General features: G+C 61.4%; 19 protein-coding genes and 1 tRNA gene. 17 read left to right on the top strand and 3 right to left on the bottom strand.

All coding sequences use genetic code 11. From position 1 onward, the window contains the following. Positions 1-15: 15 nt before the first annotated feature. From ABGT79_RS07295 to ABGT79_RS07265, 7 genes are all read left to right on the top strand, one after another. The gene (locus ABGT79_RS07295) at positions 16-1,488 is read left to right on the top strand and encodes an SLC13 family permease (RefSeq protein WP_346665645.1); all 1,473 of its coding nucleotides are present in this window, start codon (positions 16-18) and stop codon (positions 1,486-1,488) included. A 184-nt stretch (positions 1,489-1,672) separates the two neighbouring features. After that, the gene (locus tag ABGT79_RS07290) at positions 1,673-2,398 is read left to right on the top strand and encodes a Crp/Fnr family transcriptional regulator (protein ID WP_346665644.1); all 726 of its coding nucleotides are present in this window, start codon (positions 1,673-1,675) and stop codon (positions 2,396-2,398) included. Positions 2,399-3,430: 1,032 nt separating this feature from the next. After that, complete coding sequence (locus ABGT79_RS07285) at positions 3,431-3,685, top strand: ferredoxin family protein (protein ID WP_346665643.1); 255 nt, start codon at positions 3,431-3,433, stop codon at positions 3,683-3,685. A 77-nt stretch (positions 3,686-3,762) separates the two neighbouring features. Further along, on the top strand, positions 3,763-5,433 hold the full coding sequence (locus tag ABGT79_RS07280) for an FAD-binding protein (RefSeq protein WP_294485657.1): 1,671 nt from the start codon (positions 3,763-3,765) through the stop codon (positions 5,431-5,433). Between the two features lie 225 nt (positions 5,434-5,658). Beyond that, the gene (locus tag ABGT79_RS07275) at positions 5,659-7,041 is read left to right on the top strand and encodes an SLC13 family permease (protein WP_346665642.1); all 1,383 of its coding nucleotides are present in this window, start codon (positions 5,659-5,661) and stop codon (positions 7,039-7,041) included. Between the two features lie 170 nt (positions 7,042-7,211). Next, the gene (gene serS, locus ABGT79_RS07270) at positions 7,212-8,492 is read left to right on the top strand and encodes a serine--tRNA ligase (protein WP_346665641.1); all 1,281 of its coding nucleotides are present in this window, start codon (positions 7,212-7,214) and stop codon (positions 8,490-8,492) included. Positions 8,493-8,896: 404 nt separating this feature from the next. Next, the gene (locus tag ABGT79_RS07265) at positions 8,897-10,432 is read left to right on the top strand and encodes a carboxylesterase family protein (RefSeq protein ID WP_346665640.1); all 1,536 of its coding nucleotides are present in this window, start codon (positions 8,897-8,899) and stop codon (positions 10,430-10,432) included. 213 nt (positions 10,433-10,645) lie between these two features. On the opposite strand, the gene ABGT79_RS07260 is transcribed toward ABGT79_RS07265, so the two are convergent. Together ABGT79_RS07260 and ABGT79_RS07255 are read right to left on the bottom strand one after the other, a co-directional pair. Then, positions 10,646-10,721: transfer RNA gene (locus tag ABGT79_RS07260), tRNA-Ala, on the bottom strand. 201 nt (positions 10,722-10,922) lie between these two features. Further along, complete coding sequence (locus ABGT79_RS07255; RefSeq protein ID WP_346665639.1) at positions 10,923-12,104, bottom strand: hypothetical protein; 1,182 nt, start codon at positions 12,102-12,104, stop codon at positions 10,923-10,925. Between the two features lie 308 nt (positions 12,105-12,412). Here ABGT79_RS07255 and ABGT79_RS07250 point away from each other — a divergent pair, with 308 nt between their 5' ends. From ABGT79_RS07250 to ABGT79_RS07210, 9 genes are all read left to right on the top strand, one after another. Further along, entirely contained in the window at positions 12,413-13,057 is a 645-nt protein-coding gene (locus ABGT79_RS07250) for a GntR family transcriptional regulator (RefSeq protein WP_346665638.1), read from the top strand. Next, entirely contained in the window at positions 13,054-13,383 is a 330-nt protein-coding gene (locus ABGT79_RS07245; protein WP_346665637.1) for a hypothetical protein, read from the top strand. The genes ABGT79_RS07250 and ABGT79_RS07245 overlap by 4 nt, the downstream gene beginning before the upstream one ends. Positions 13,384-13,398: 15 nt before the next feature. Next, complete coding sequence (locus ABGT79_RS07240) at positions 13,399-14,799, top strand: hypothetical protein (RefSeq protein ID WP_346665636.1); 1,401 nt, start codon at positions 13,399-13,401, stop codon at positions 14,797-14,799. 8 nt (positions 14,800-14,807) lie between these two features. Further along, entirely contained in the window at positions 14,808-15,959 is a 1,152-nt protein-coding gene (locus ABGT79_RS07235) for a twin-arginine translocation signal domain-containing protein (RefSeq protein WP_346665635.1), read from the top strand. 48 nt (positions 15,960-16,007) lie between these two features. Further along, positions 16,008-17,741 carry a CobW family GTP-binding protein gene (locus ABGT79_RS07230; RefSeq protein WP_346665634.1) on the top strand — a complete coding sequence of 578 codons (1,734 nt, stop codon included), beginning with the start codon at positions 16,008-16,010 and terminating at the stop codon, positions 17,739-17,741. Between the two features lie 75 nt (positions 17,742-17,816). Beyond that, on the top strand, positions 17,817-18,404 hold the full coding sequence (locus tag ABGT79_RS07225; RefSeq protein ID WP_346665633.1) for a MotA/TolQ/ExbB proton channel family protein: 588 nt from the start codon (positions 17,817-17,819) through the stop codon (positions 18,402-18,404). After that, positions 18,401-18,814 (top strand): biopolymer transporter ExbD, encoded by a 414-nt coding sequence (locus ABGT79_RS07220; RefSeq protein WP_294485630.1) that lies wholly within the window; start codon positions 18,401-18,403, stop codon positions 18,812-18,814. The genes ABGT79_RS07225 and ABGT79_RS07220 overlap by 4 nt, the downstream gene beginning before the upstream one ends. Before the next feature lie 4 nt (positions 18,815-18,818). Next, positions 18,819-19,334: a TonB family protein gene (locus tag ABGT79_RS07215; protein WP_346665632.1), complete on the top strand. Its 516-nt coding sequence runs from the start codon at positions 18,819-18,821 to the stop codon at positions 19,332-19,334. Between the two features lie 556 nt (positions 19,335-19,890). Further along, a complete protein-coding gene (locus ABGT79_RS07210) occupies positions 19,891-20,880 on the top strand; it encodes a metallophosphoesterase (protein ID WP_346665631.1) in 990 nt (329 codons plus the stop codon). 53 nt (positions 20,881-20,933) lie between these two features. Here ABGT79_RS07210 and ABGT79_RS07205 read toward each other — a convergent pair whose 3' ends face one another. Next, positions 20,934-22,502, bottom strand: a complete 1,569-nt coding sequence (locus ABGT79_RS07205; RefSeq protein ID WP_346665630.1) for a sigma-54 dependent transcriptional regulator — start codon at positions 22,500-22,502, stop codon at positions 20,934-20,936. Positions 22,503-22,735: 233 nt separating this feature from the next. Between ABGT79_RS07205 and ABGT79_RS07200 the strand changes: the two genes are divergently transcribed. Then, on the top strand, positions 22,736-23,821 hold the full coding sequence (locus ABGT79_RS07200; RefSeq protein ID WP_346665629.1) for a TRAP transporter substrate-binding protein: 1,086 nt from the start codon (positions 22,736-22,738) through the stop codon (positions 23,819-23,821). Positions 23,822-23,949 lie beyond the last annotated feature (128 nt).

Here is a 23,949-nt window from a genome sequence, read left to right as displayed (position 1 = left end):
CAGGAGAACCTTATCATGGCTGCTACCACCGGAACTGCTCCCGCTGCTCCCAAGAAACTGAACGTCATGTACTTCGTACATACCATCATCTGCCTCGTCATCATGTTCGGCGTCGGGCAGCTGTCCCCCATTGAACCGCTCACTCCGCTGGGCATGAACCTCATCGGCATCTTCCTCGGCGTGCTCTACGGCTGGATCTTCATCGACATCATCTGGCCCAGCATCGCCGGTCTGCTCGCGCTCATGCTCATCGGCGGCATGAAGCCCGGCATGCTGCTCAACAAGAGCTTCGGCGACCCCATCGTCGTCATGATGTTCTTCATCTTCGTGTTCTGCGCCACCATCAACTACTACGGCCTCTCCAAGTTCATCTCGCTGTGGTTCATCACCCGCAAGGCCGTGGCCGGCAAACCCTGGCTGTTCACCTACACCTTCCTCGCCTCCATCATGCTGCTCGGCGGCCTCACCAGCGCCTCTCCCGCCGCGGTCATCGGCTGGAGCATCCTGTACGGCGTGTGCGAAGTGTGCGGATACAAGAAGGGCGACGGCTATCCTACCATGATGGTCTTCGGCATCGTGTACGCCGCTCAGGTCGGCATGGCCATCATTCCCTTCAAGCAGGCCCCCCTCACCGTCATGAGCGCCTATGAAACCATGTCCGGCACGCACATCGACTACGCCAAGTACATGATCATCGCCATCGTCGCCTGCGCGCTCTGCTCCCTGCTCTTCCTGCTCATCGGCAAGTACATCTTCCGTCCCGACGTGAGCAAGCTCGCCGATCTCGACGCCAGCAAGCTCGACAAGGATCAGAGCCTCACCCTCTCCGGCGTGCAGAAGTCCGTGCTCGGCTTCCTCTTCGCCCTCGTCGCCCTGCTGCTCATTCCCGCCTTCCTGCCTGCGAATCTTGCCGTCGTCAAGTTTCTCAAGAGCATCGGCAACACCGGCATATGCATGTTCCTCGTCGGCATCATGTGCTTCATCAAGGTCAACGGCAAGCCGCTGCTCCGCTTCAAGGCCATGGTGGACGACGGCGTGGCCTGGGGCATCATCTTCATCCTCGCCATGGTTCAGCCCCTCTCCGGCGCCATGGCCAACCCCGCCAGCGGCATCACTCCCTTCCTGATGTCCGTGCTCGAACCCTTCTTCGGATCCGGTTCCCCGCTGTTCTTCGCTCTCTGCATGGGCCTTCTGGCCACCATCCTCACCCAGTTCATCAACAACGGCGCCGTGGGCGTGGCCCTCATGCCCATCATCTTCAGCTACTGCACCAACCTCGGCGTCGGCCCCGAACTGCCGGTCATCATGGTGGTCATGGGCGTGCATCTGGCCTTCCTCACTCCTGCCGCGAGCTCCAGCGCCGCACTGCTGCACGGCAACGAATGGGCCAGCACCAAGAGCATCTGGAAGTCCTCTCCCATCGTCATCCTGCTCTCCTGGATACTGATGAGTGCCGTCATCACCATCATGGGCTCGATGCTCTTCTAACGGTCAGCCTCCGCAGGTCTGACCAGGGCCGGGCACGCGCCCGGCCCCGAAGCCCCTTTTCGCCCCCGCGAAAAGGGGCTTTTTCCGCCTCTTGCCTTCTTCCCCGCATCCCTGCTAGAGCTTGTTCTCAGAACGCCGACACTTCCCGCCGGCATCCGTCCCTTTTTCCGCCGGGAGCGCATTCATGCCCGTCACAACCCTCTCCGAACGGCGTCCGTCCAGGCCTCTGCCCGGCTTCATGCCCTTCGCCGTGCCCGTGGTGCAGGGAGAAACCGACGTCGAATCCCCCGTGTGGAAGGAAATCCGCCGCGAAGGCACGCGTCTCGTCTTTCGCGCCGGTACGTTCATCGATCTCTCCGGCGAGCATCTGCTCGACATGTACTGTCTGGAAAAGGGCAGCGTGCGCATCGTGTTCGACACCCTGGAAGGCAGACAGCGTGCCCTCATGACCTTCGAGCCCGGCGGCATCTTCAACCTGGCCTGCGCGCTCACGCAGAAGGACGCTTCCGGGCAGTACCAGTGCGTGCGCAACAGCGTGATCTGGCGCGTGCCCGGCACCGTGCTCAAGGACGAAAACGGCGTGACCGCCTGCCCGGCCCTCGCCGCCTACGCCCTGCGCCAGATGGGAACCGTGGCGCTCATCCACAGCACCCTTCTTTCCGACATGCTCATGGACGACTTCGTCATCCGCTTCTGCCGCTATCTGCTCTCGCTCGCCACGCGGCACGGCGACGCGGAATTTCCCCTCGGCATCACGCAGGAGCGCTGCGCCGCCATGCTGGGCGTGCATCGCGCCACATTGTGCCGGGCCATCCAGTATCTGAAGAGAAACGGCGTCATCGAATGCTTCCGCCGGGGGCGGGTCCACATTCTCGATCCGGACAGACTGCGCGCTCTTGCGGGCATGTAGTCGCGCATCCGTTTTCCTCGCGCGAGAAACCGCGTTCTGCGCCCCGCTGCGCCGAAAAAGCAGAGGCCGGGAGAAAATCGCAGCATCCGCACGAAGCACAGGCCAAAACGCCCTCATCCGCAATGCGAAACTCCGTGTACGGCGCGCCCGCCTTGTGCGCTCCAGGACGCTTTTGCACGCCTCCGCTCCGCGCGCCGTTCAACCTCAAATGTTCCATGCAGCTCCGGCGCAACGCCCCGCCCTCCGGCCCGCAGCCCGACGAAAACTTTTCCGCAATCCCCGGTCACAGTGCCCGCCGACGCCCGGCGGCACATGCCTCCCGCAGCTTTCCCCGCAAAGCCGCCCCTCCGGCGCAGCGCCGGAAACAATCGCCTCTTCGGCCCGGCGAACGGGGACAACCGGCTCCGGGCAACGACCGGGAAGCCCTCCGTGCCACTCCCGAAAAGCACCGGTTTCACGTCCGGCTCAGAGCCGCCAAGCCCCCGCACGACGCCGACGCAACGTCTGGATCAGCTTTTCCCCCCCTGACACGCCCCGACTCAAGCCCCGATGCCTCACCCACCTGACCCCCTCCCTCTCGCCCCTCCCGGTTCTCAGCCCGGGAACGCCGGAATGCCCGGCAGCGCCTGCGAAAAACAGAACCGACTCGTACCTTTTTTCTGTTTTTAATTTTATTTGTGAAATAATTCTTTAATCAAAACTCCGAACTGCCGTCCGTCGCCGGCCTCTGTCGGCCCGCATCTGCACTCGCCCCCTCCCCGCAACTCTTTTCGGACGCGTGCCCTCTTGAGCAGAGCCCTGCCTTTCCGCGCGACGCTCCGCAATTTGCTCTCTCCCTTCTTTTCCGCAGAAGAAACATTATTTTTTCTTCGCCATCTCTCTGTTATTCTTTTATCTTTTTTCTTTCTTTCCGAAAAATATTCAAAATGTCGCATGCGCGATATTTTCCCTTCCCGGCTTGTGAAAACCTGTACGCATCGATGGTCAACAACGCCCACCGCGCGAATCTTATTTTTGCGAAGGAGAAGGAATATGCCTCCGGTAATCGACAGAGAAAAATGCCTTGGCTGCGGCGTATGCGCCGACGTGTGCCCCCTGCAGGTGTTCAGTTTCAACAGAGGCAAGGACAAGACGCCCGAAGTCAAGCGCCCCTACGAGTGCTGGCACTGCAACGCCTGCGTGCTGGACTGCCGGGCCCACGCCATTGAACTGCGTCTGCCGCTCACGCACATGCTCCTGTACGTGGATGCCGACACCCTGAAGCCCAAAGATCTGCCCGTGCGCTGAAAACGCGCCTTTCGGCAGCCGTGTCCCCTTCGGGATCTTCTCTCTCCCACTCAAAACATTTTCTCTGGAGGTACTCCATGATTCCTCTTAAAGAACAGCATGAAGCCGATGTGGCCGTCATCGGCGGCGGCATAGCGGGTCTTATGGCCGCCATCGCGGCGGCGGACAAGGGCGCAAGCGTGGTTCTTCTGGACAAGGCCAACACGAAGCGCAGCGGCGCGGGCGCCACGGGCAACGATCACTTCCTTTGCTGGATTCCCGAAAAGCACGGCGACATCAGCGTGGTGTACAACGAATTCATGGACAGCCAGAACGCCACCAGCAACGACACCCCGCTCGTCATGCGCTTTCTGGAAACCAGCCCCAAAATCGTGAACATGTGGAACGACTGGGGCATCAACATGAAGCCCACGGGCGACTATCACTTTGAAGGACACGCCTATCCCGGCCGTCCGCGCATCTTCCTCAAGTACGACGGCCACAATCAGAAAAAGGTGCTCACCGAACAGGCCAAGAAGCGCGGCGTGAAGATTCTCAATCACGCGCCCGTGCTGGAAATGTTCCGCAACGCCGACGGCGTGACCGGCGTGCTGGCCCTCGACGTGTCCGGCGACGAACCTTCCTTCATCATGGTGAAATCCAAGGCCGTGGTGGCCGCCACCGGCTACGTGAGCCGCCTGTTCACCACCGATCCCACGCCGAGCCAGATGTTCAACACCAACATGTGCCCCTCCGGCACCGGCGACTCCATTGCGCAGGCCTGGCGCATCGGCACCTATCTCGTGAACATGGAAAAAACCTACCGTCACGCCGGGCCCCGCTTCCTCGCCCGCTGCGGCAAGGCCACCTGGATAGGCGTATACCGCTACCCCGACGGGCGTCCCGTCGGCCCGTTCATCACGAAGCCCAACGTGGAAACGGGCGACATGACGAGCGACGTGTGGTCCTCGGCCTTCACCGATCTCAAGCTGAGCGGCCGCGGCCCCGCCTACATGGACTGCTCCGGCGCGAGCAAGGAAGATCTCGAACACATGCGCTGGGCCATGAAGTGCGAAGGCCTCACCGCGCTTCTGGACTACATGGACAAGGAAGGCATCGATCCCGGCAAGCACGCCGTGGAATTCGGCCAGTATGAAGCCAACCTCGTCACCAACGGCATAGAAATCGACATCAACGGCGAGAGCAACGTGCGCGGACTCTTCGCCGCCGGCGACATGATGGGCAACATCAGCGGCGACATCGGCGCCGCGGCCGTGTACGGCTGGATTGCCGGCCATCACGCCGCGGACTACCAGACCCTCGCCCTTGCCGAAGGCACGCCGGACAACGCCGAGGAACGCATGGCGTTCTACAGCGCCATTTACGAACGCAAGGTGGGCGCTTCGTGGCAGGAAGCCAACTTCGCCCTGCAGCAGATCATGACCGAGTACGCCGACTGCGGTCCGCACCGCGTGCGCTCCGACACCATGCTCACCGCGGGCATCAAGTATCTCGGCGACCTGCGCAAAAAGATAGAAACGCAGATGTACGCCACCGACGCCCACGAACTCATGCGCGCCGCCGAAGTGGTGAACCTGCTCGATCTCGGTCAGGCCCTCATGATCTCCGCCAGGGAACGCAAGGAAAGCCGCGGCCGTCACATCCGCTCCGACTACACCTTCACCAACCCGCTCCTGCGCGACAAGTTCCTGCGCGTATGGAAGGAAGGCGATGAAGTGAAAACCGCCTGGCGCGACCGCCTCATCTGAGTTTTCTCTCCCCCCTCTCCCCGGTTTCCCTCTGCGGAAACCGGGGCATGGCGTTGTTTAACGCCCGCGCCGTCCGCCGTTTCCGCTCTCATTCCGCGGCATTCCTTTTCCGCTTCTCCGACGTGCATCGACACGTCGCCCTGTTTCCGCCCCCGGTCGACGCGCTCTCCCTTCGTGAACTTTTTTCCGGCTCAGCCCGGAACATCCGCCACACCCGGAGGAACCATGAAAGTTCTGCCCATGCTCCGCTGGCCTCTGACCCTCATTCTGCCCTTCATCGTCTATTTTGCCGCGCCCGCCGACATTTCGCCGAAAGCGCCGCTCTTCATGGCCATGACCAGCATGGCCGTGCTGGCCTGGGCCTTCAACGTGTTTCCGGCCATCGGCGTGGCCGCGCTGCTCACCTTCGGCTACGTGCTCGGCAACGTGGCTCCCATGGAAGTCATTTTCGGCCCGTGGGCCACGGTGCTGCCCTGGATTTCCTTTGCCGCGGTGGTCATCGGCGAGGCCATGGACAAAACAGGTCTCGCCAGACGCCTGGCGCTGAGCTGCCTCTCCCTTGCGGGCGGCAGCTTCATGGGCCTTGTGTGGGGCTTCTTCATCGGCGGCCTGGCGCTGGCCCTGGTGCTGCCTTCCATTCTGGCCCGCATGGTCGTGCTGTGCGCCATCGCCTCCGGCATCGTGGACACCCTGAAGCTCGATCACAAATCACGCATGTCCTCGGCCATCATTCTCATGGCCTTCATGGCCGCGGCCGCGCCGCAGTTTCTGTTCCTGCACACCTCCGAAAGCTTCATCTGGGCCTTCACCATGCTCTTCAAGGACGGCACCACCGTGGACTTCTGGCAGTACGCCTGGCACGGCTCCCTGTTCTCCGTCATCTACACCATGGCGTCCATGGGCGTCGTCTGGCTGGTGAAGGGCAAGGAGCAGCTCACCTCCATGGAAAACGCCCGCGCCTTCATTGAAAACTGCAGCAGAGAACTCGGCCCCATCAGCGCCAAGGAAAAAATTCTCCTCGTGCTGGTGCTCGGCATGGTGCTCGCCTTCATGATTCAGCCCTGGACCGGCGTGGATCCCGTGTTCGTGTTCGCCGTGCTGGCCATGCTCTGCTATATGCCCGGCATCAACATTCTGCCCAATGAGGGCATCGGCAAGCTGGAAATCATGTTCCTCATCTTCATCACCGGCTGCATGTCCATCGGTTTCGTGGGCGGAGCCGTGGGCTTCAACGCCTGGGCCGTGCAGCAGATTCTGCCCGTGCTTCAGGGCTGGGGCGAGAGCATGTCGGTCATCATCGCCTACCTCTCCGGCGTGGTCGTCAACTTCCTGCTGACGCCCCTTGCCGCCACCGCCGCCTTCACCCCCGCCATCGGCGAACTCGGTCAGGCCCTCAACATGAATCCGCTGCCGCTCTTCTATGCCTTCCAGTACGGCGTGGATCAGTACATCCTGCCCTATGAAGCCGTGTACTTCCTCTATATCTTCATCACCGGACGCGTCACGCTCTCCCACGTCATTCCCGCGCTCGCCGCGCGAACCCTGATCTGCGGCGTGCTGCTCGCTCTGGTGGCCATTCCGTGGTGGAATTTCGTAGGCATCATGTAAATTCTCGAATCCATGCAGAACACAGGGCCCGGCGGACTCGTCCGCCGGGCCCTGCCGCCTCTTCCGGTCACGATTGACGCTCCGCCGCTGTCGGGCTAGACTGTTCGTTCCTTTCAAATGCCCGGGCATCACGCCCTGCCGCATATCACGCAGATTCGAGGAAATCAGCCATGCTTGATCTCAAACTTCTTCAGAAACATCCCGAAGTGGTGGCCAAGGCCCTGGCCGACCGCCATTCCAACATTTCCGTCGACGACTTCCTCGCCATGGACGAACGTCGCCGCGCCGTGCTCACCGAAGTGGAAACGCTCAAGAGCAAGCGCAATGCCGACTCGGCCGAAGTGGCCCGCAAAAAGCGCGCCGGTGAAGACGCTTCCGAACTTCTGGCCGATCTCGGCAAGCTCTCCGACCGCATCAAGGAACTCGACGCCGAAGCTTCCGAGATCAAGGACAAGGTCTATCAGTGGATGCTCCGCGTGCCGAACATCCCCGACGCCTCCGTGCCGGTCGGCCTCGACGAAAACGACAATCCGGAACTGCACCGCTGGGGCACGCCCCGCGAGTTCACCTTCCCGCCCAAGCAGCACTTTGAAGTGGGCGCGGCCCGCCGCGGCCTCGACTTTGAACGCGGCGCCAAGCTCGCCGGTTCGCGCTTCTGCGTGTCGCACGGCGTGTTCGCCAGAATGGAACGCGCCCTCATGAACTTCTACCTCGACACCCAGACCACCGAATTCGGCGCCACCGAAATTCTGCCTCCCTTCATGGTTAACGCCGCCACCATGCAGGGCACCGGCCAGCTGCCCAAGTTCGAGGAAGACCTCTTCAAAATGCCCGCCTGGGACTACTACCTCATTCCCACCGCCGAAGTGCCCGTCACCAACCTGCACGCCGGCGAAATTCTCGAAGAGGATCAGCTGCCCCTGCGCTACACCGCCGGCACCCCCTGCTTCCGTTCCGAAGCCGGCTCCGCGGGCAAGGACGTGCGCGGTCTCATCCGTCAGCATCAGTTCATCAAGGTGGAAATGGTGCGCTTCGCCCATCCCGACAAGTCCTGGGAAGAGCTGGAACACATGCGCCGCTGCGCCGAAATCCTGCTCGAAAAGCTGGAACTTCCCTATCGCACCATCACCCTGTGCACCGGCGACATGGGCTTCGGTTCCGCCAAGACCTACGACGTGGAAGTCTGGCTGCCCGGTCAGAACACCTACCGCGAAATCTCGTCCTGCTCCAACTGCGTGGACTTCCAGGCCCGCCGCGCCAACATCCGCTTCCGTCCCAAAGGCGGCGGCAAGCCCGAATTCGTGCATACCCTGAACGGCTCCGGTCTGCCCACCGGCCGTTCGCTCGTGGCCATCATCGAGAACAACCAGCAGGAAGACGGCTCCATCGTCATTCCCACCGTGCTGCGTCCCTACATGGGCGGCCTTGAGGTCATTACTCCCGATATGTAGTCGGATTGTTCCCAATCGCTCCGGCGGGAGACGGCGTTGCCGTCTCCCGCTTTGTTTTCTTGCCTTCAGCCTCGAAAACAAACGCCCGCGCCGCCGAAACCCCGCGGGCCGGGGCCCTTCAAAAAACACGCGCCGCGCGCCGAAATTCCAGCCATTCCGAAGCATTGCCGCCTGACCGTGCGGCTCGCCCGCCTGCCGCTTTGTGAGCGCCTTTTGCCCCTGCGCGTCCTGCCGCTTCGCGCACATCATCAATATTTTTTTCCTCTTGTTGCCTTTCTTAGAACAACAATGTGAAATTTTGAGCTTTATTTTTTGTCGTCTTTTTATTTTCCTGAAAGCCGAATCATCCTCTCTCCTGGACGGATGTTCGCATTTTCCATCACCGAATATATCAGGAGCTTCACATGAACAGACGTCAGTTTTTGTATGGAAGCGCGGCCGCATTCCTTGCGGGCGCCGTGCCCTTCCATGCCTTTGCCACCGAAGGCCCCGTGGTCAAAACGGCCAAAGGCAGCGTGCGCGGTCTTGTCATGGACGGCGTGCATGTGTTCAGAGGCGTGCCCTGCGGCATGCCTCCCTATGAAGGAAAATACCGTCTGGCCCTGCCTGAATTCGTTCCGGCCTGGAACGGCGTCGTCGATGCCGTCAAGCCCGGCGATATTCCGCTCCAGCCCGGCGGCAAGGGCAAAATTCTGGGCGGCGGCGACTGCCTGCGCCTGAACATCTGGACCCCCGCTCCCGGCAAGACGAAATGTCCCGTCATGGTCTATATTCCCGGCGGCGGCAGCACCCGCTGCGACAACAACGACGTGCGCTTCGACGGCACGGCCTTTGCGCAGGACGGCGTGGTGCTCGTCACCATCAACTACCGCGTGAACGTGGACGGCTTTCTCAAAATCAAGGGCGTGCCTTCCAACCTTGCCCTGCGCGACATGATGTTCGCCCTGCGCTGGGTGCAGGACAACATTGCCGCCTTCGGCGGCGATCCCGACAAGGTCACGGTGTTCGGCCAGTCCGCGGGAGCCACGCACATCACCTCCCTCATTTCTTCCGGCAAGTCGAAGGGCCTTTTCCGCCGCGCCATTCTGCAGAGCCCCTCGGCCATTGCGCAGTACACCAGCGAACAGGCTTCCGTGGCCGCCGCCGATCTGCTGGCCTTCTACGGCATTGAAGACAGCCGCGAAGCCGTGGCCGCCCTCTCGCCGGAAAAGCTGCTCACCTTCTCCGCCTTCGCTTCCGCCAAGGCCAAGGATCCCGAATGGGGCCGCATGCTTCAGGGCAACGTTTCCGTGTTCAAGCCCTACGTTGACGGCGACATTCTCATGAAGCGCCCCGTTGACGCCATTGCCGACGGCGCCGCCAGGGATCTGGACATCATGGTCGGCTCCGCCGAACAGGAATGGCGCTACTACACCGTGCCGAGCGGAGCCATCGACAAGATAGGCGAAGACGCGCTCAAGAACTTCGTGTATACGACGGGATTTCCCGCCGACATCGTGGAACGCTACCGCAAGGCCGGCCGCGGCGAGACCACCGGCGATCTGTTCACGGCCCTCCAGTCCGACCTCATCTTCAGGATGCCCGCCAACAAGGTGCTGGAAAGCCAGAAGAAGGCCGGCGGCAAGGCCTGGGCCTATTCCTTCGCCTGGAGGAGCCCCTGCTACAACGGCAGACTCGGCGCGGCCCACAGCGTGGATCTGCCCTTCGTGTTCAAGACGCTGCACAAGGACTCACAGCGCGTGAAAAACACCCTCGGCGACAATCCTCCGGATGCGCTGGCAAACGCCATGCATCGCGCCTGGGTGAGCTTTGCCTCCACGGGAAACCCCGGCTGGACGCCTTTCGATCTCGACCGCCGCATGACCATGCGCTTCGACGTGGAAAGCAAAGAAGTTTCCGATCCGTGGAAGACGGAACGCGAGAACATGCCGCTGAAGTAATTCGATTCCTCGCGCCGGGTCACCCTGCGCGCCTAACAACGCCATAGAAAAGGGCGGAACGCACATGTTGCGCTCCGCCCTTCTTTCTTCGGACGAACCTTCCGCGGCGGGACAAGCGCCGCTCCCAAAACGCCGACGCCGCCCCCCCCCCGGACTTCGGAACTGTTAAACGAAAAAAGGCTCTCGACGTTTGCCGAAAGCCTTTTCAAATTCTGGTGGAGATGAAGAGAATTGAACTCTTGGCCTCTTGAATGCCATTCAAGCGCTCTCCCAACTGAGCTACATCCCCGTTGCGGAGTCATTTCTGCCAGAATGGGCCGCGATAGTCAAGAAAAAAATGCGTATTTTTCAGGAAAGGCCGCGGAGCGCGGTCGGAATCTTCCTCGCGTCGATTTCGCGTCACAAAACATCTCACGTGTCGCCCTGCCGCTTGGAAACCTCCCCGCGCGGGCTGCACCGCTTCCGACGCGCCGTTTTCCGGCAGGACGGCTCAGGCGCGATCGGCGCGCCAGCGCGCCACAAGCGAGGCAAAGGGCTCGTAAAGCGCGCGGAACGGAGCCTCGCTCACGCCGCCGGGCGACGGCTGACTGAACGCAAAAATAAGCACGGCGTGCAGCCCTTCGGCCGAATAGAACGGCTTGGCGAAATACGAACGCACGCCGCAGGGAATGAACATGGCCCAGTCGATGGACTTGATGCTGTCGAGCGTGTCTTCCACAATGAGCGATTCCAGACTGAAACGCTCGATGTCCTGGGCGATGGTTCCCTCGTAGGCGTGCGCGGCTCCCCATTCCAGCGAGGCAAACAGCCGGCCCACGCCGTACACTTCCACCTTGCCCCGCGCAGACTGAATATCCGAAAACATGAGCCCCTCCACGCCCGGACAGGCGGCAAGAAGATCCTCCAGCCCCTCCTGAAGGGAGAACGGCGAACTTCCCGGCTCCACGCTGGGCGACAACGCGCAGACGGCCGGAGCATCGGGAATGTTGAGCAGCGCGATGCGCACGATGTCCGCGCCCGTGGAGCACGGCGACACGCGCACCTTGGAGCCGAGTATGCTCCCCGTGCCGCTGCGGAGCATGAGCGTTCCGGCCCAGATGCCGTCTTCCAGCGCGCGCCGGGAAGCGCCGAGCAGCGTTTCGCCCATCTCGCCGGGCGCAATGTCTTCAAGCATGAATTCTCCGCCGCCCCTGGCCGCGCCGTCGAAGAGCGTCTGCGCGGCCTCGTTGCAGGTGACGATTTCCTTCTGATCGAGACTGAGCACCAGCACGGGATATTCCGAGCCCCCCAGCGCCAGCTGACAGGTGCCCGCCGCGCCGTTGGCCACAAAGGTGGCGGGCAGCACGGAATCCTTGAGCATGCCGAAATATTTTCCCGCGTCCTGCGGATCCGGCCAGCCCTGCAGAAGATAGGCGCGGTGCGGGCTGCCCTCAAGCCGGAACGTCACCATGGCGGGCTGACGACCCGTGACCATTTCCCAGAATTCGCCGATCAGCGTGTGATCCGATTTCATGACCGAGCGTCTGCGGAACTGCGCGTCCTTGAGAAGTCTCGACGTGTGCTCGCCGAGTGAAGGGAGCTTCCAGTCGTTCAGCAGCCGGATGCGCGAACGGCGATGTTCTATCTCCCACAACAAGCCGGGAAAACCTGACGCCCAAAGAGAGAAATCCATAGCGCGCCTCCGCGAAGTGCTGAAAGATGCCTTTTCACTCTACGGAAAAAAAGTCTCATTGTAAATTGGATAAACCAATTTTTCTCATTTGCCTGAAACAACGCGGCAATTCGCTAGAAACTCGTTGTCGACAATCTTTTTTTACAAGGAAAAACAGCAGTGGATGAACCATTATTTCATGTTTTTCCGCATTAACTCAAGGTATTATCATTTTTTTTCTTTTTTTCTGAAAAGCCTTGAGTCTTTTGGAGCAACAGCGCAAAACTAGTATCATGGATACAGGGCGAAATGACCGCGGGAGTTCGGGCATGAGCAAGCAGAAAATGATTGAGCAGCAGCTGGAACAGGCCCTCATGGAAGGTCGCTGGAAGCTGTTCGAGCGTCTGCCCGCCGAACGGCAGCTCGCCGACGAGCTGCACGTGAACCGCACCACCCTGCGGGCCGCCATCAGCGCCCTTGCCGGACGCGGCATTCTCGAAACCACGCACGGCAGCGGCACGCGCGTGCGCGCTCTGCCTTCCGAGCATCCCGCGCAGTGCCCCCTCATCGACAGAATAGACGCCAGTCTGCTCATCATACCGTCCATCATCCGCGCCTCGTCGCTCGTCATCCGGCCCTCGCAGGTGCTCAGGCTCGAACGCATTCTGCCCGTGACAGGCACGGCGCTGCGCAACGACGACATCAAGGCCTTTGCGCAGGCGAACATACAGTTCTTCATGGAAACGGCGCGCTTCATCAACAACGCCAGCGTGAGTTCGGCGCTGGCCGCCTGTCTGCCCGACGGCAAGTCGCTGATACGACTGTTCAACGCCTGCGACCTGCAACAGAAGGAACAGGCGTTCGCGCATCTGGCAAGAATACTGAGCGCCGTGCGCCACGCCGACGCCGCCGACGCCGAAGCTGCGGCGCAGGCCTATTTTTCCACCCTCCGGACGCTGACGGAAAACTCATGAGCACGCGCAACGTCATAAGCCGGAAGGAATTTCTGCACGGAATATTTCGTTCCGTCGCAGCACAGGGCGATCCATCCTCCCCGCGGCAGGGAAACGGGGACGAGACCTCGCCGGAACCAGACTACCTGTCCATGCTGCCTCCCGAATTTTCGGGCGTCATGCTGGATTTGGAGGCTGCCAGGATCGGAGGTGACACCGCAGGCATGTCGCGCAATGAAATGGCCGCGCTGGTTGTCAAAGCCATGTACGGCGAAGACGCCCTGAACGCTCAAGGGCGTAGGACCCCGGGCTCCGCTCAGGAGGAACAGCGGAAGCCCCCCGACTGAAACAAGGAGGAACCTATGTCTCAGGAACAGCTTCCTTATCTTGAAGAGCGCAAGCTCGTCAAAAGGTGGAGAGGCCCCATCCCCGCGCTCATGAACCTGGCGTTCACGCTGCTGATTTTCGCGGTGACATGGTGGATCTTTCAGGATCCGCGCGGCATCATGCGCTTCTACACCCCCTACGTGGGCTACAACTACTGCCGCTGGTGGCTGATCATCCTCATCTGGATGGCCTACACCTTCGACTTCTGGCCCTTCAAGAAAGACTGGATCCGCAACGCCCATCCTCTGCAGAAGGGTCTTGTGCTGGCGCTCATTTCCGTAGGCACCATGATCTTCTTCATCCACGGATTCTTTGAAGCCGTGCTCGGCAACTTCGCCTTCGCCTACTTCAATCCCGAACATCTCCAGAAGCTCGGACTCACCGAATTCTATTCCACCGAATACGCGGCGCAGGCCTGCATGATGTTCGCCGTCATCGCCTCCTGGATCAGCCCCGCCTGGGTGGTCGCCCTCGAAGGTCAGCCCTGGGCCAACGCCTCCCAGCCCGTGCGCGGCTTCAGCATCTGGCTCGGCACATTCTGTCTCAGTCTCGTCATCTACTTCATGACCATGCACAACCACATGGGCATCCTGTATTATCCCTGGCAGTACTTCACGGCCATCTGCCCGCCCTACTGGGAAGACTTCGCGCAGACCGTGTCCGCCAACTTCCACGTGGCCTGGATCATGTGCTGCACCGTGGTGGTGTGGTTCGTGGAAGGCATCTGGGAACGGTATCCCTTCACCATGATAAAGCGCGACTGGCCCCGCCGCATCGCGCTGTTCGTGGGCATCATCGTCATCGCCTGGGCGCTGTGCCTGTTCTTCTGGTACATGCAGGAACTCGTGTGGGGCGACGCCATCCGCGGTCATCGTCGCGACGCCGCTCCCGACTGGCGCTGGCTGCACGTGGGCGAAACCGCCATCTTCTTCCTCGTGCCCGCGCTCTTCGTGCAGTTCTACTGTGAAAACTGGCCCACCAGGTTCAGCACTCCCGTCAACATTCTCATCCGCACCGGCCTCGTCATCGTGGGCGGCATCGTGCTCTACTGCCTGTACTATCAGTACGCCCACTTCATTCTCGGCACGCAGAAGGGCTTCTCTCATCCGCAGCAGTTCCCCATGATTCCCACCATCTGGCTCATCGACATCTGGCTCATCAACTGGTGGTTCATGGACGGCTGGCCCGGATGGCGGCGCGAATTCAAGACCGCTGAAGAACTCGCCGCAGAAAAGCGCCACATCGAAGTGGATCACGCCTGGAACCCCGCCATGAAGCCCGGCCTGCTGTTCGGCATTCTCGTCGGCGTGGCCCTGTACTTCCTCATCGTCTGGCTGCTGCCCATCTGCAGTGCAACCTTCACTCTGGTGAAGTAGGAGTCCTTATGAACAGACGCGAATTTCTCAAAGGCGCATCTCTCGGCATCGGAGCCGGCGCGCTTGGAGCCATGGGGCTTTATTCCTACACGCCCATGCGCAGGGCCTTTCTGCCCAAGGTGGAACGTCAAATGTCCGACTTCGGCGTGTGCAAGTCGGTGAAGGTGACCAACATTTCGGAAACCAGCTGGTTCGACAACGGCATCTTCATGCAGAACGTCACCGGCGCGGGCGGTCTGCTCGTGGATCAGTACACCTACAACTGGGCCCCGTTCGGCAACGGCAAGGGCATAGGCAAGGGCACCTATGACGAAGGCATGGCCAAGATCAAGCCCTACCTTCAGAAGGGGCAGCTCCACGAAGCCTGGGCCGTCGCCAAGGAAAACTCCGTGGACGCCGACAACGCGGGCGGATTTTCCTGCCTCGTGGAAATCGAGGCCATGGACGGCACCAAGACCAAGTATCTGTTCGACTGCGGCTGGAACTACGACTGGATGGAGGAAAGCTTCAAGCGCGAAGGCATAGACAACATGCTCGCCAACGGCGAAATTGCCGGATTCATTCAGACGCACGAACACATGGATCACTACTGGGCCTTCCCCGTGGTGGCCAAGTATGCCCCCAACATCCACGTGTACACGCCGAACACCTTCTATCCGCAGGGCAAGCAGTACCTCAAGGATTCCGGTCACGTGGGCGAATGGACCGAGGTCAAGAAGGGGCTGTATCCGCTGCAGCCGGGCGTGGCGCTGTATCAGTTTGAATGCCCCATCATCTTCAAGGTGTACGGCGAAATGTCGCTGTACTGCAACGTGAAGGACGTGGGCCTTGTGAGCATCACGGGCTGCTGCCATCAGGGCATCATTCTGTTCGCCGACACGGCCTACAAGGAACTCAAGTACGAAAACGACAAGTTCTACGGCCTCTACGGCGGCCTGCACATCTCCCCGTTCGACGACTGGGATCCCAAGTACGACGACCTCGTCATCGGCCTGAAGAAGTGGAACCTTCAGCGCGTGGGCTGCAACCACTGCACGGGTCTCATCACGGCACAGAAGTTCGTCGACGCCGGATACCCGGTGGTGAAGGGCACGGCGCGCTTCCGCTCCAAGACGACAAACTACCTGGGCAACGGCGACATCATCACCTTCCCCGGTTAAAACCTTCGACCGGAGCGCGCAAACGCGCGCTCCGGCGCAGGATCGGCCATGAAACTGGAAAGCATTCTTCCCCGGGCCCTCGGCGACAGCGATTCCGACTGCGCCAGCATCTTCACGTCGCTGGTCATGGCCGCCCACTTTGAACGCACCAGGGCGCGGGCGCTCGGCTGGCGCGGCGTTCGCCCCTGCGCTTCCAGCCATCCGGCGTGGACGTGCCGCGTCGCCGGCTCGGAAAACGTGTTCGGGCTGCGCTTCGACGGCGAAACCAAGGACGAGACTCCCGGCCGAGTTCCGTGCCTTCGCGGCTACTTCAGCCTCTACGTCTTTCCCCCGGCGCAGTCTCCGCTGCTGGACGTCTTTCCGCTCGACGCCCTGCGCTTCGCCCTTTCCCCGGACTACGAACACGCCGTCCGGGAATTTTCCGGCAGCGAAAGGGAGCTTCTTCCCTTCCTGCTCGGTCAGCTCCGCCTCGACGTCTCCCTCGCGGGCGACGCGCTGGCTCTGACCCTCGAAGCTCCGGCCAGACACCGCGTCATCGCCGCCGACGGCATTGCCGCGGAAGACGGCTGGCTGGTGCGTCCGGGCGAACCGGAATGCGACGTTCCCGCCTTCAGCCTCTTTCTCCGGCTCTTCGCCGTTCTCGCCTGCACGGCGCAGCAGCAGCTCGGCGAAAAGGCCGCGGTCTCCCGCGGGGCCTGCGCCGTATCGCGCCGCCTCTTTCATGCCGACGGGAGCATGGAGGATGACGACGATAAGGAATATCTTCTCAACATCGCCGCCGCCTTCGGGCCGTCCCTGGCTCTGGACGGCGAGCGCCTTCATCTCCTGCACGACATTCCCGCAAAGCACCGGCCGGAGGAGCTCGAAAAGCTCGACCGCCCCGTGCTGCACGTGCTCACGGGCTTTCTCGGCGCAGGCAAGACCACGTTTCTGCGCCGCTGGCTGGACTTTCTGCACGGCCGGGAGCGCTACACCGGAGTCATTCAGAACGAATTCGGCAAGGTGGAGCTCGACGCCGCTCTCATGAAGGGCGACACGCTCGTGGAAGCACTGGACGAAGGATGCGTGTGCTGTTCTCTGGCCGACAGTCTGCGGCCCGGGCTTGAACGCATCATTGCGGCCATGCCCGCCGAACAGTTCGTGCTGGAAACCACGGGGCTCGCCAATCCCGACAACATCATGGAAGCGCTCGGCGGCCTGCGCGATCTTATCGAGCCCGGGCTCGTCATCACCGTGGCCGACGCCCTTGATCTGGCAGGAAGAGGCCGAGGAAACGAACATCCCGAAGAATCGGGCATCCGGCAGGCGCAGCTGCGCCGGGCCGACGTCATCATTCTCAACAAAAGCGAAATGATTTCCTCCGAGGCGCTTGAGGCGCTTGCCGGGCGGCTTCGGGCGCTCAACGACAAGGCGCTCATTCTGCCCGCGCACTACGGCAGCATTCCCTTTGCCGAGCTGGACGCGTGGATAGACGCCCACGGAAAAACGCGTCTGCCCTCCCACGCGCCGAGACTCGCGCGCATAGGCGAGCGCGCCGTCACGCACGCCGACGAAGGCTTCGAGGCCAGGGCCCTGACCTTCGAAGGGCCGGTTTCCGCCGAAGATCTGGAAGCCGTGCTGCGCGACGCCGGACCGGGACTTTGCCGGGCCAAGGGCATCATTTCCATTGCAGGACAGGGCGCGTGCGTCGTACAATACGCCGCAGGACAGCTTGAAATAACGCCGGCTCCCGGAGAAGAGATCAGCGATCTTGCGATCATAGGCTCCGGGCTCAGGATCTGACGGATCCGACATTTCCGGCGCGACGCTTCGCGCCGCCCTCCGCCGACGCAGGCGGACATACGCGAGGAGAGGCCCATGGACATACTGCTGATGGGCGGCTGGATGATGTGGCCGCTGACCCTGATTTCCATCACGGCAACGGCCATCATCGTGGAGCGCCTGCTGCTCTTCTCCTCATTCCGCTTTCCTCCGCGAAGCGCGTCCGCGCTGCTTGAAGAGGCGGTGCGCGGCAACCGCGCGCCCCTGCTCGCGGAACTGGAAAAGGTGGAGCGTCTGCGCCGCTTCGCCTCCCTGCTTTCGGCAGACGGCCCGGGAAAGGAGGCCGCGCTGCGCATCGAGGGCGAGTCCGTGGTGAAGGCGCTGGAAGCGCGTCTTCCGCTGCTTTCCATTCTGGCGCGGCTCGCGCCGCTCATGGGTCTGCTCGGCACGGTGCTCGGCATGATCGAAACCTTTTCCGAGATTGCGAACGCACAGGCGGGCGTCAACATGAATCAGCTCGCCGGAGGCATCTGGCAGGCGCTCATCACCACGGCGGCGGGCCTTGTCATCGCCATTCCGTCGCTGTTTTTTCTGCACTATTTTCAAACGCGCGTGCAGCAGGCGGCCGAGGCCCTGTCGGAAACGGCCAACGCCGTGCTCGCCTCGGAAGGGGACGGTCGATGATCAATCTGCGTCCGCGCAAAAGCCCCGACACCGACATAGACCTCACGCCCGTGATGGACGTGATCTTCATTCTGCTCATTTTTTTCATTGTGGCTTCGGCCTTTGCCGTGCGGGGGCTCGACATCGACCTGCCCCCCGCGCAATCGAGCCGGGCGCTCTCGGGCAAGGTGGTGGAAGTGCGCCTTGAGGAGGACGGCAGCTTCTTCTGCGACGGCGTGCCCGTGGAGCGGGAATTTCTGCGCTACAAGCTGCAGGACATCGTGCGCGGCTTCCGCAAGGAACCGGGACAGCTCGTGCTCAAGGCCAGCCCGAAGGCTCCGGTGGAAGCGCTCGTTTTCGTGGTGGACGAAGTGCGCATGCTCGGCGGAGAAAAACTCATGGTGGCCACCTCGCGACCGGAAGAAAGGTAACGGCATGACGGACGGCGAACGACTCTGGACGGGCATTGCGCTGTCGCTTTTTCTGCACTTTTCCCTCACGCTCATCCACGCCTCGCCGCAGGAGGAGGCCCCGGCCTTCCGCGCGGTGCTGGAAATGGAAAGCGAATCCACCCTCGCCCGCGGCGGCTCGCTGCCCGGCACCGGCCTTCAATCTTCCGCGGAAAGCGACAGGGAAGAAGCGGAAAAGCTCGACCGCAAGCGGCGCATCTACCTGCGATATCTCGACGACGTGGACAACGCCGTTCACGCCCGGAGGCTCGACGCCGGCAACACCTCGCTCATAGGCGTGGCGCTGTGCGCCTTCACCATCGCTGCCGACGGCACCTTTCACGAAGCGCGCATCGTTGTTTCCTCGGGCAGGCCGGAACTCGACGCCTCCGCCCTTCGCGCCGTCGCCGCCGCAAGCGGCGTCGTCCGCCGACCGGACATTCTGGGAACGGACCCCATCCACGTTTCCCTGTCCGTCAAATATCAGTACGGCCTGCAATGACCGCGTCTTCCTCCGGCGACCGTTCCGGACGGGACGGTTCCCTTCCGCACGCTCCCCGTCGTTCCCTGCCGACCGGGGAGCGTGTTCTGCAAGGCCTCCGCCATTCCCCGATTACGGCTCCGCCTTGTTCACAACGCGGCCGATCATCGCTCCCCTGAAAACGGCGCTTCCGATCTTCGAAAAGCGCCGTTTTCTCATCTTCGCAAACGCCGAAGCCGCCGCCAGCCCCGCGCGTGTTTGAAAGCGCGACGCCCGCCGCGCGGCGCTTCTCCCGCAGCGCCTGCCCCGAACTGTTTCCGGCGTTACCATATCTCCATACTGCCGACATCATGCCTTCATGATTCTGATGCTCAATACGCATCGAGGGCAAGTTCCTTCAGGACGGGACGTTTCATGTAGTCTACAAGTCCTGCGATGCCGACGCTCTGCGTACTCCGGAAAGAAGGTCCGATTGCAGAACGCGACGGCCGGGCCCGCCTGAAGGTCGCCTTCTCTTAAAATTAAAACAAAAAATTTCGTCATACAGGACAACAACGTCAATCACGGGAGATAAAGCATGGCAAACAACATTGCCCGCCGCGACATTCTGAAGATGGGTATGGCCGCCACGGCCTGCGCCGCCGCCGGCATTCTGACCGGAGCCTCCGCCGCCGAAGCCAAGGACGAAAAGCGTCTGCTCAAGGCCGGCATCATCACCGACATGCACAGAACCACCAAGGCCGACAGCACCACCCGCGTGTACTCCGCCTCCATGAACAAGATGAAAGTCTTCATCGACGCCATGAAGAAGGAAAAGCCCGCCTTCATCATCGAGCTCGGCGACTTCGTGGACACCCTCGCCCCGGGCACCGATCCCGCCGCCAACCTCCGCGAAATAGAATCCCTGTTCACCTCGTTCGGCGGCCCCGCCTATCACGTGCTCGGCAACCATGACTTCGACAATCTCAAAAGAGAAGCCTTCCTTTCCGGCGTGACCAACACCGGCATCGAGCAGGGCAAAACCTACTACTCCTACGACGCGGGCGGCGTTCACTGCATCGTGCTCGACGCCGACTACACGCCCGGCAAGTTCCGTCCCTACGACATGAACACCCCGGAAGACACCTTCTGGACCTGGGTGGACACCATCATTCCTCCGCAGGAGATGGAATGGCTCAAGGCCGATCTCGGCAAGACCGACAAGCCCGTGCTCGTGTTCAGCCATCAGACGCTCGACCGCGTGGACACGCAGGATCACAACATCAAGAACGCCTCGGCCGTGCGCGCCGTGCTGGAAGAAAGCGGCAAGGTGCTGGCCGTGATTTCCGGTCACGATCATCAGGGCGGCTATTCCAACATCAAGGGCATCCACTACGTGGTGCTCAACGGCAACGTGGGCGTGAACGACTACCGCACCTGGGACGTCACCAGCGCGGAAAAGGGCCTCGACATCCACAAGGACAATCAGTTCTGCATTCTGGAAGTCACCAGAAAGGGCAGTACCTACAAGCTCAATTTTGAAGGTCGCGGCCGTCAGCCCAGCTACCGTCTGGAAAGAACCCTCTGATTCTCTGCGGAAGCTTCGCGCTTCCGCCTCCCTCGCTCTCCCCGCCGCAGACTTCAGGGCTCCGTTTTCCCCGTGGAAACGGAGCCTTCGTCGTCATCGAGAAGCCCCATGTGACGCATGCGCGAACGCAGCGTGGTGTAGTGGATGTCCAGCAGGCTCGTGGCCGAATCCGTGCCCGTCAGCTTGCCGCCGCAATGTTCCAGCACCTCGCGGATGTAGCGTTCCTCCATTTCGCGGAGCGTGGGCCACTCGTCCCGGCGTCGCAGCGTCCGCCCTGCCCCGCCCTGCTGCTCCGACAAGGGATCGGGCAGGGAAATGATCTCAAAATGCACGCTCTTCGCCGCGGACTCCAGACTGAATTTAATCAGCGCCCGCTCCACGGTGTGTTCCAGCTCGCGCACGTTGCCCGGCCAGCCGTAGCGCAGCAGCGCGCGCATTTCCTCTTCCGGCACGTGCGGCAGGTAAGGCAGACCGAGCCTGTGCGCCTTCATCTGCATGAAATGCTCCACAAGAATGGGAATGTCGTCGCGCCGATCCCGCAGCGGCGGCACGGAAATGGGCAGCACCGACAGCCGATACCACAGATCCCGGCGGAACCGCCCCTCCACCACCTTGCGCGGCAGATCGTCGTGCGTGGCGGCAATGATGCGCACGTTCACCGGAATTTCCCTGACCGCGCCCACGCGCCGGACCAGCCCCGTGTCGAGCACGCGCAGAAGACGCACCTGCGACGACAGCGACATGTCGCCTATTTCATCCAGAAACAGGGTTCCGCCGTCCGCCATTTCAAAGTAGCCCGCCTTGGTTCCCGCCGCGCCGGTGAACGATCCCTTTTCGTGCCCGAACAGTTCGCTGTCCACCAGATCTTCCGGAATGGCGCCGCAGTTCACCTTGATGAACGGCTCGCCCCTCCGCGCCGAGGTCTGTTGAATGGCGTCGGCCACCGCTTCCTTGCCGGAACCGGTTTCGCCCAGAATCAGCACGGTGGCGTCGCTGCGGGCCACCTTTTCCACAATCTGCCGCACGCGCACCAGTCCGGGACTGAGACTGAGCTTGTCCATGCCCGTGACTTCGGATTTCATCGGCGGCCGCGCGCCGTGCATCTTCATGTCCGACAGATTGATGCTCAGCTCTTCGGCCAGCGGCTTCAGAAGACGCGAGAGCGCCCGCTGATCTCTCTGCGAAAAAGCTCCCTTTTCATCCGACCAGAAATTGATGAGAAACACGCTCGTGCTGTTGGCAAAGAGCGGCAGCCGCAGCAGGGAGACGTGATGCAGATAGGGCATGTCGGTCCACTGCGGATTGCTGAGCACTTCGGGATCGTGCTGATAGGGAGAAAGATCGCCTACAATGATGGGCGAGGCGATCATCTCGCTCATGACCAGCGGCCGGGCTCTTGCGGATCCGGCCGCTTTGTTGGAAACGCTCACGGTGCTTGTGTCGGCCATATTGACGATGTACCGGGCGTCCTTGTCGCAATAGATCGTGTTGATCCGCACCACGGGCAGCCTGCCCCGTAAAAGGTCGTGCAGATAAAGAAGCACATGCCTGAGGCCGCCCATGCGGTACATGACCAGACAGGATTTTGCCGCCGTTTCCGAATAAAAGCCCGAATCTCCCATATTGTTCCTCCCCACCAAAAATATGACAATTTCACTTAGTATTTATAGCATAAATATGCTGTTTTTACAATAAATCAAAAGCGATATTATTGAGTAACTATTTGTAATTACAAAATATTATAATATGGCACAGTTATTGCTAATTAAATAACAAGCAAGCTTTTCTTACTCATTCCAATGCGTCCGGAAAACACTTCAAGCCGTGATTTTCCGCGACCGCCCCGGAGGTCTCGATGAACAACGCTGGCAAGTTTCTCTGTTCCGCCCTGCTGGCTCTGGGCATGATGATTCCCGCATCCGCGCAGGCGGCTCCCGAATACGTGCTGAGCCTCAATCTTCCCATTCCGCCCATCCACACCCGCTGGCAGGGCCCCCTTCAGGCCTGGGTGCAGGAAGTGGAAAAGCGCAGCCAGGGCAGACTGAAGATCGAACCCTACTTCGCCGAAGCCCTCAGCCCCCGCGCCGAAGCCTTTGAATCCGTCAAGTCCGGCATTGCGGACATCACCGAATGCGCCTACGAGGCCAATTCCGGCCAGTTCCCCTTCCACGAAGGCATCCTTTCCATCTCCTCCCCCGAACTCTATCTCGAAGACGGCACCGCCCTGGTGAAGGGCCTGTACGCCAAGTATCCCCAGGCTCTCAAGGAACTCGACGGCGTGAAGCTGCTCTTCACCCACGCAAGCGGCTCGCTCGTCATCGGCACCACCACCAAGCCCATCCGCACGCTCGAAGACCTCAAGGGCCTCAAGATCAACGCCAACAGCGCCATGATCGCCGAACGCCTGAAGAAGCTCGGCGTCACCGTGGTGTCCCTGCCTCTTTCCGACATCTACTCCGCCATGGAGCAGGGCGTCATTGAAGGCACCACCATGTCTCCCGAACTTCTGGTCTCCCGCCGCTACGGCGACTGCCTGAAGTACGTCACCGAGCTCGCCGTGCAGAACACGCTGTTCTACTGCGTCATCAATCAGGACGTGTACGACTCCCTGCCCGAAGATCTGCGCAAGGTGCTCGACGAAGTTTCCGGCGACTTTGCCGACAAGGCCTTCGCCAACTACTGGGAAAGCGTGGACGTGGAAGCCACCAAGAAGTGGAGAGCCGACATGGGCGGCAAGGAATTCATTCTGTTCTCCGACGCCGACTACGCCAAGGCCCGCGAACTCATGCAGCCTCCGGTCGACGAATGGTTCGAGTCCCTCAACAAGGAAGGTCTCCCCGGCGCGGACATCAAGAAGACCTTCTACGAACTGGAAGGCAAGCTCGGCATCAAGTGGACGGATTCCCCCATCTACAAGGGATATCTGGAAACCGTAAAATAATGCATCCCCAAGGAGCGGGCCGGCGCTGCCGGATCATGCCCGGGAGAGGCTTGCCCCGGACAGCGCGGCCCGGATTCTCCTCCCTGCCGCCGAACTCCCGGCAGCTGCGACTTTCCGAGGCCCGCTCC

Origin of the sequence: uncultured Mailhella sp., from assembly GCF_963931295.1 — a bacterium.
Classification (GTDB): domain Bacteria; phylum Desulfobacterota; class Desulfovibrionia; order Desulfovibrionales; family Desulfovibrionaceae; genus Mailhella.
The sequence above is the reverse complement of the archived record's forward strand: the minus strand, read 5'-3'. Positions and strand labels throughout refer to the sequence as shown.

Bases quoted from the DNA above. Each gene is read 5' to 3' on its own strand.
- ABGT79_RS07275 (WP_346665642.1), top strand. From the start codon at position 5,659: ATGAAAGTTCTGCCCATGCTCCGCTGGCCTCTGACCCTCATTCTGCCC.
- ABGT79_RS07245 (WP_346665637.1), top strand. From the start codon at position 13,054: ATGAGCACGCGCAACGTCATAAGCCGGAAGGAATTTCTGCACGGAATA.
- ABGT79_RS07210 (WP_346665631.1), top strand. From the start codon at position 19,891: ATGGCAAACAACATTGCCCGCCGCGACATTCTGAAGATGGGTATGGCC.
- ABGT79_RS07230 (WP_346665634.1), top strand. From the start codon at position 16,008: ATGAAACTGGAAAGCATTCTTCCCCGGGCCCTCGGCGACAGCGATTCC.
- ABGT79_RS07250 (WP_346665638.1), top strand. From the start codon at position 12,413: ATGAGCAAGCAGAAAATGATTGAGCAGCAGCTGGAACAGGCCCTCATG.
- ABGT79_RS07285 (WP_346665643.1), top strand. From the start codon at position 3,431: ATGCCTCCGGTAATCGACAGAGAAAAATGCCTTGGCTGCGGCGTATGC.
- ABGT79_RS07215 (WP_346665632.1), top strand. From the start codon at position 18,819: ATGACGGACGGCGAACGACTCTGGACGGGCATTGCGCTGTCGCTTTTT.
- ABGT79_RS07255 (WP_346665639.1), bottom strand. From the start codon at position 12,104: ATGGATTTCTCTCTTTGGGCGTCAGGTTTTCCCGGCTTGTTGTGGGAG.
- ABGT79_RS07225 (WP_346665633.1), top strand. From the start codon at position 17,817: ATGGACATACTGCTGATGGGCGGCTGGATGATGTGGCCGCTGACCCTG.
- ABGT79_RS07280 (WP_294485657.1), top strand. From the start codon at position 3,763: ATGATTCCTCTTAAAGAACAGCATGAAGCCGATGTGGCCGTCATCGGC.
- ABGT79_RS07290 (WP_346665644.1), top strand. From the start codon at position 1,673: ATGCCCGTCACAACCCTCTCCGAACGGCGTCCGTCCAGGCCTCTGCCC.
- ABGT79_RS07240 (WP_346665636.1), top strand. From the start codon at position 13,399: ATGTCTCAGGAACAGCTTCCTTATCTTGAAGAGCGCAAGCTCGTCAAA.
- ABGT79_RS07220 (WP_294485630.1), top strand. From the start codon at position 18,401: ATGATCAATCTGCGTCCGCGCAAAAGCCCCGACACCGACATAGACCTC.
- ABGT79_RS07265 (WP_346665640.1), top strand. From the start codon at position 8,897: ATGAACAGACGTCAGTTTTTGTATGGAAGCGCGGCCGCATTCCTTGCG.
- ABGT79_RS07200 (WP_346665629.1), top strand. From the start codon at position 22,736: ATGAACAACGCTGGCAAGTTTCTCTGTTCCGCCCTGCTGGCTCTGGGC.
- ABGT79_RS07235 (WP_346665635.1), top strand. From the start codon at position 14,808: ATGAACAGACGCGAATTTCTCAAAGGCGCATCTCTCGGCATCGGAGCC.
- serS (WP_346665641.1), top strand. From the start codon at position 7,212: ATGCTTGATCTCAAACTTCTTCAGAAACATCCCGAAGTGGTGGCCAAG.
- ABGT79_RS07295 (WP_346665645.1), top strand. From the start codon at position 16: ATGGCTGCTACCACCGGAACTGCTCCCGCTGCTCCCAAGAAACTGAAC.
- ABGT79_RS07205 (WP_346665630.1), bottom strand. From the start codon at position 22,502: ATGGGAGATTCGGGCTTTTATTCGGAAACGGCGGCAAAATCCTGTCTG.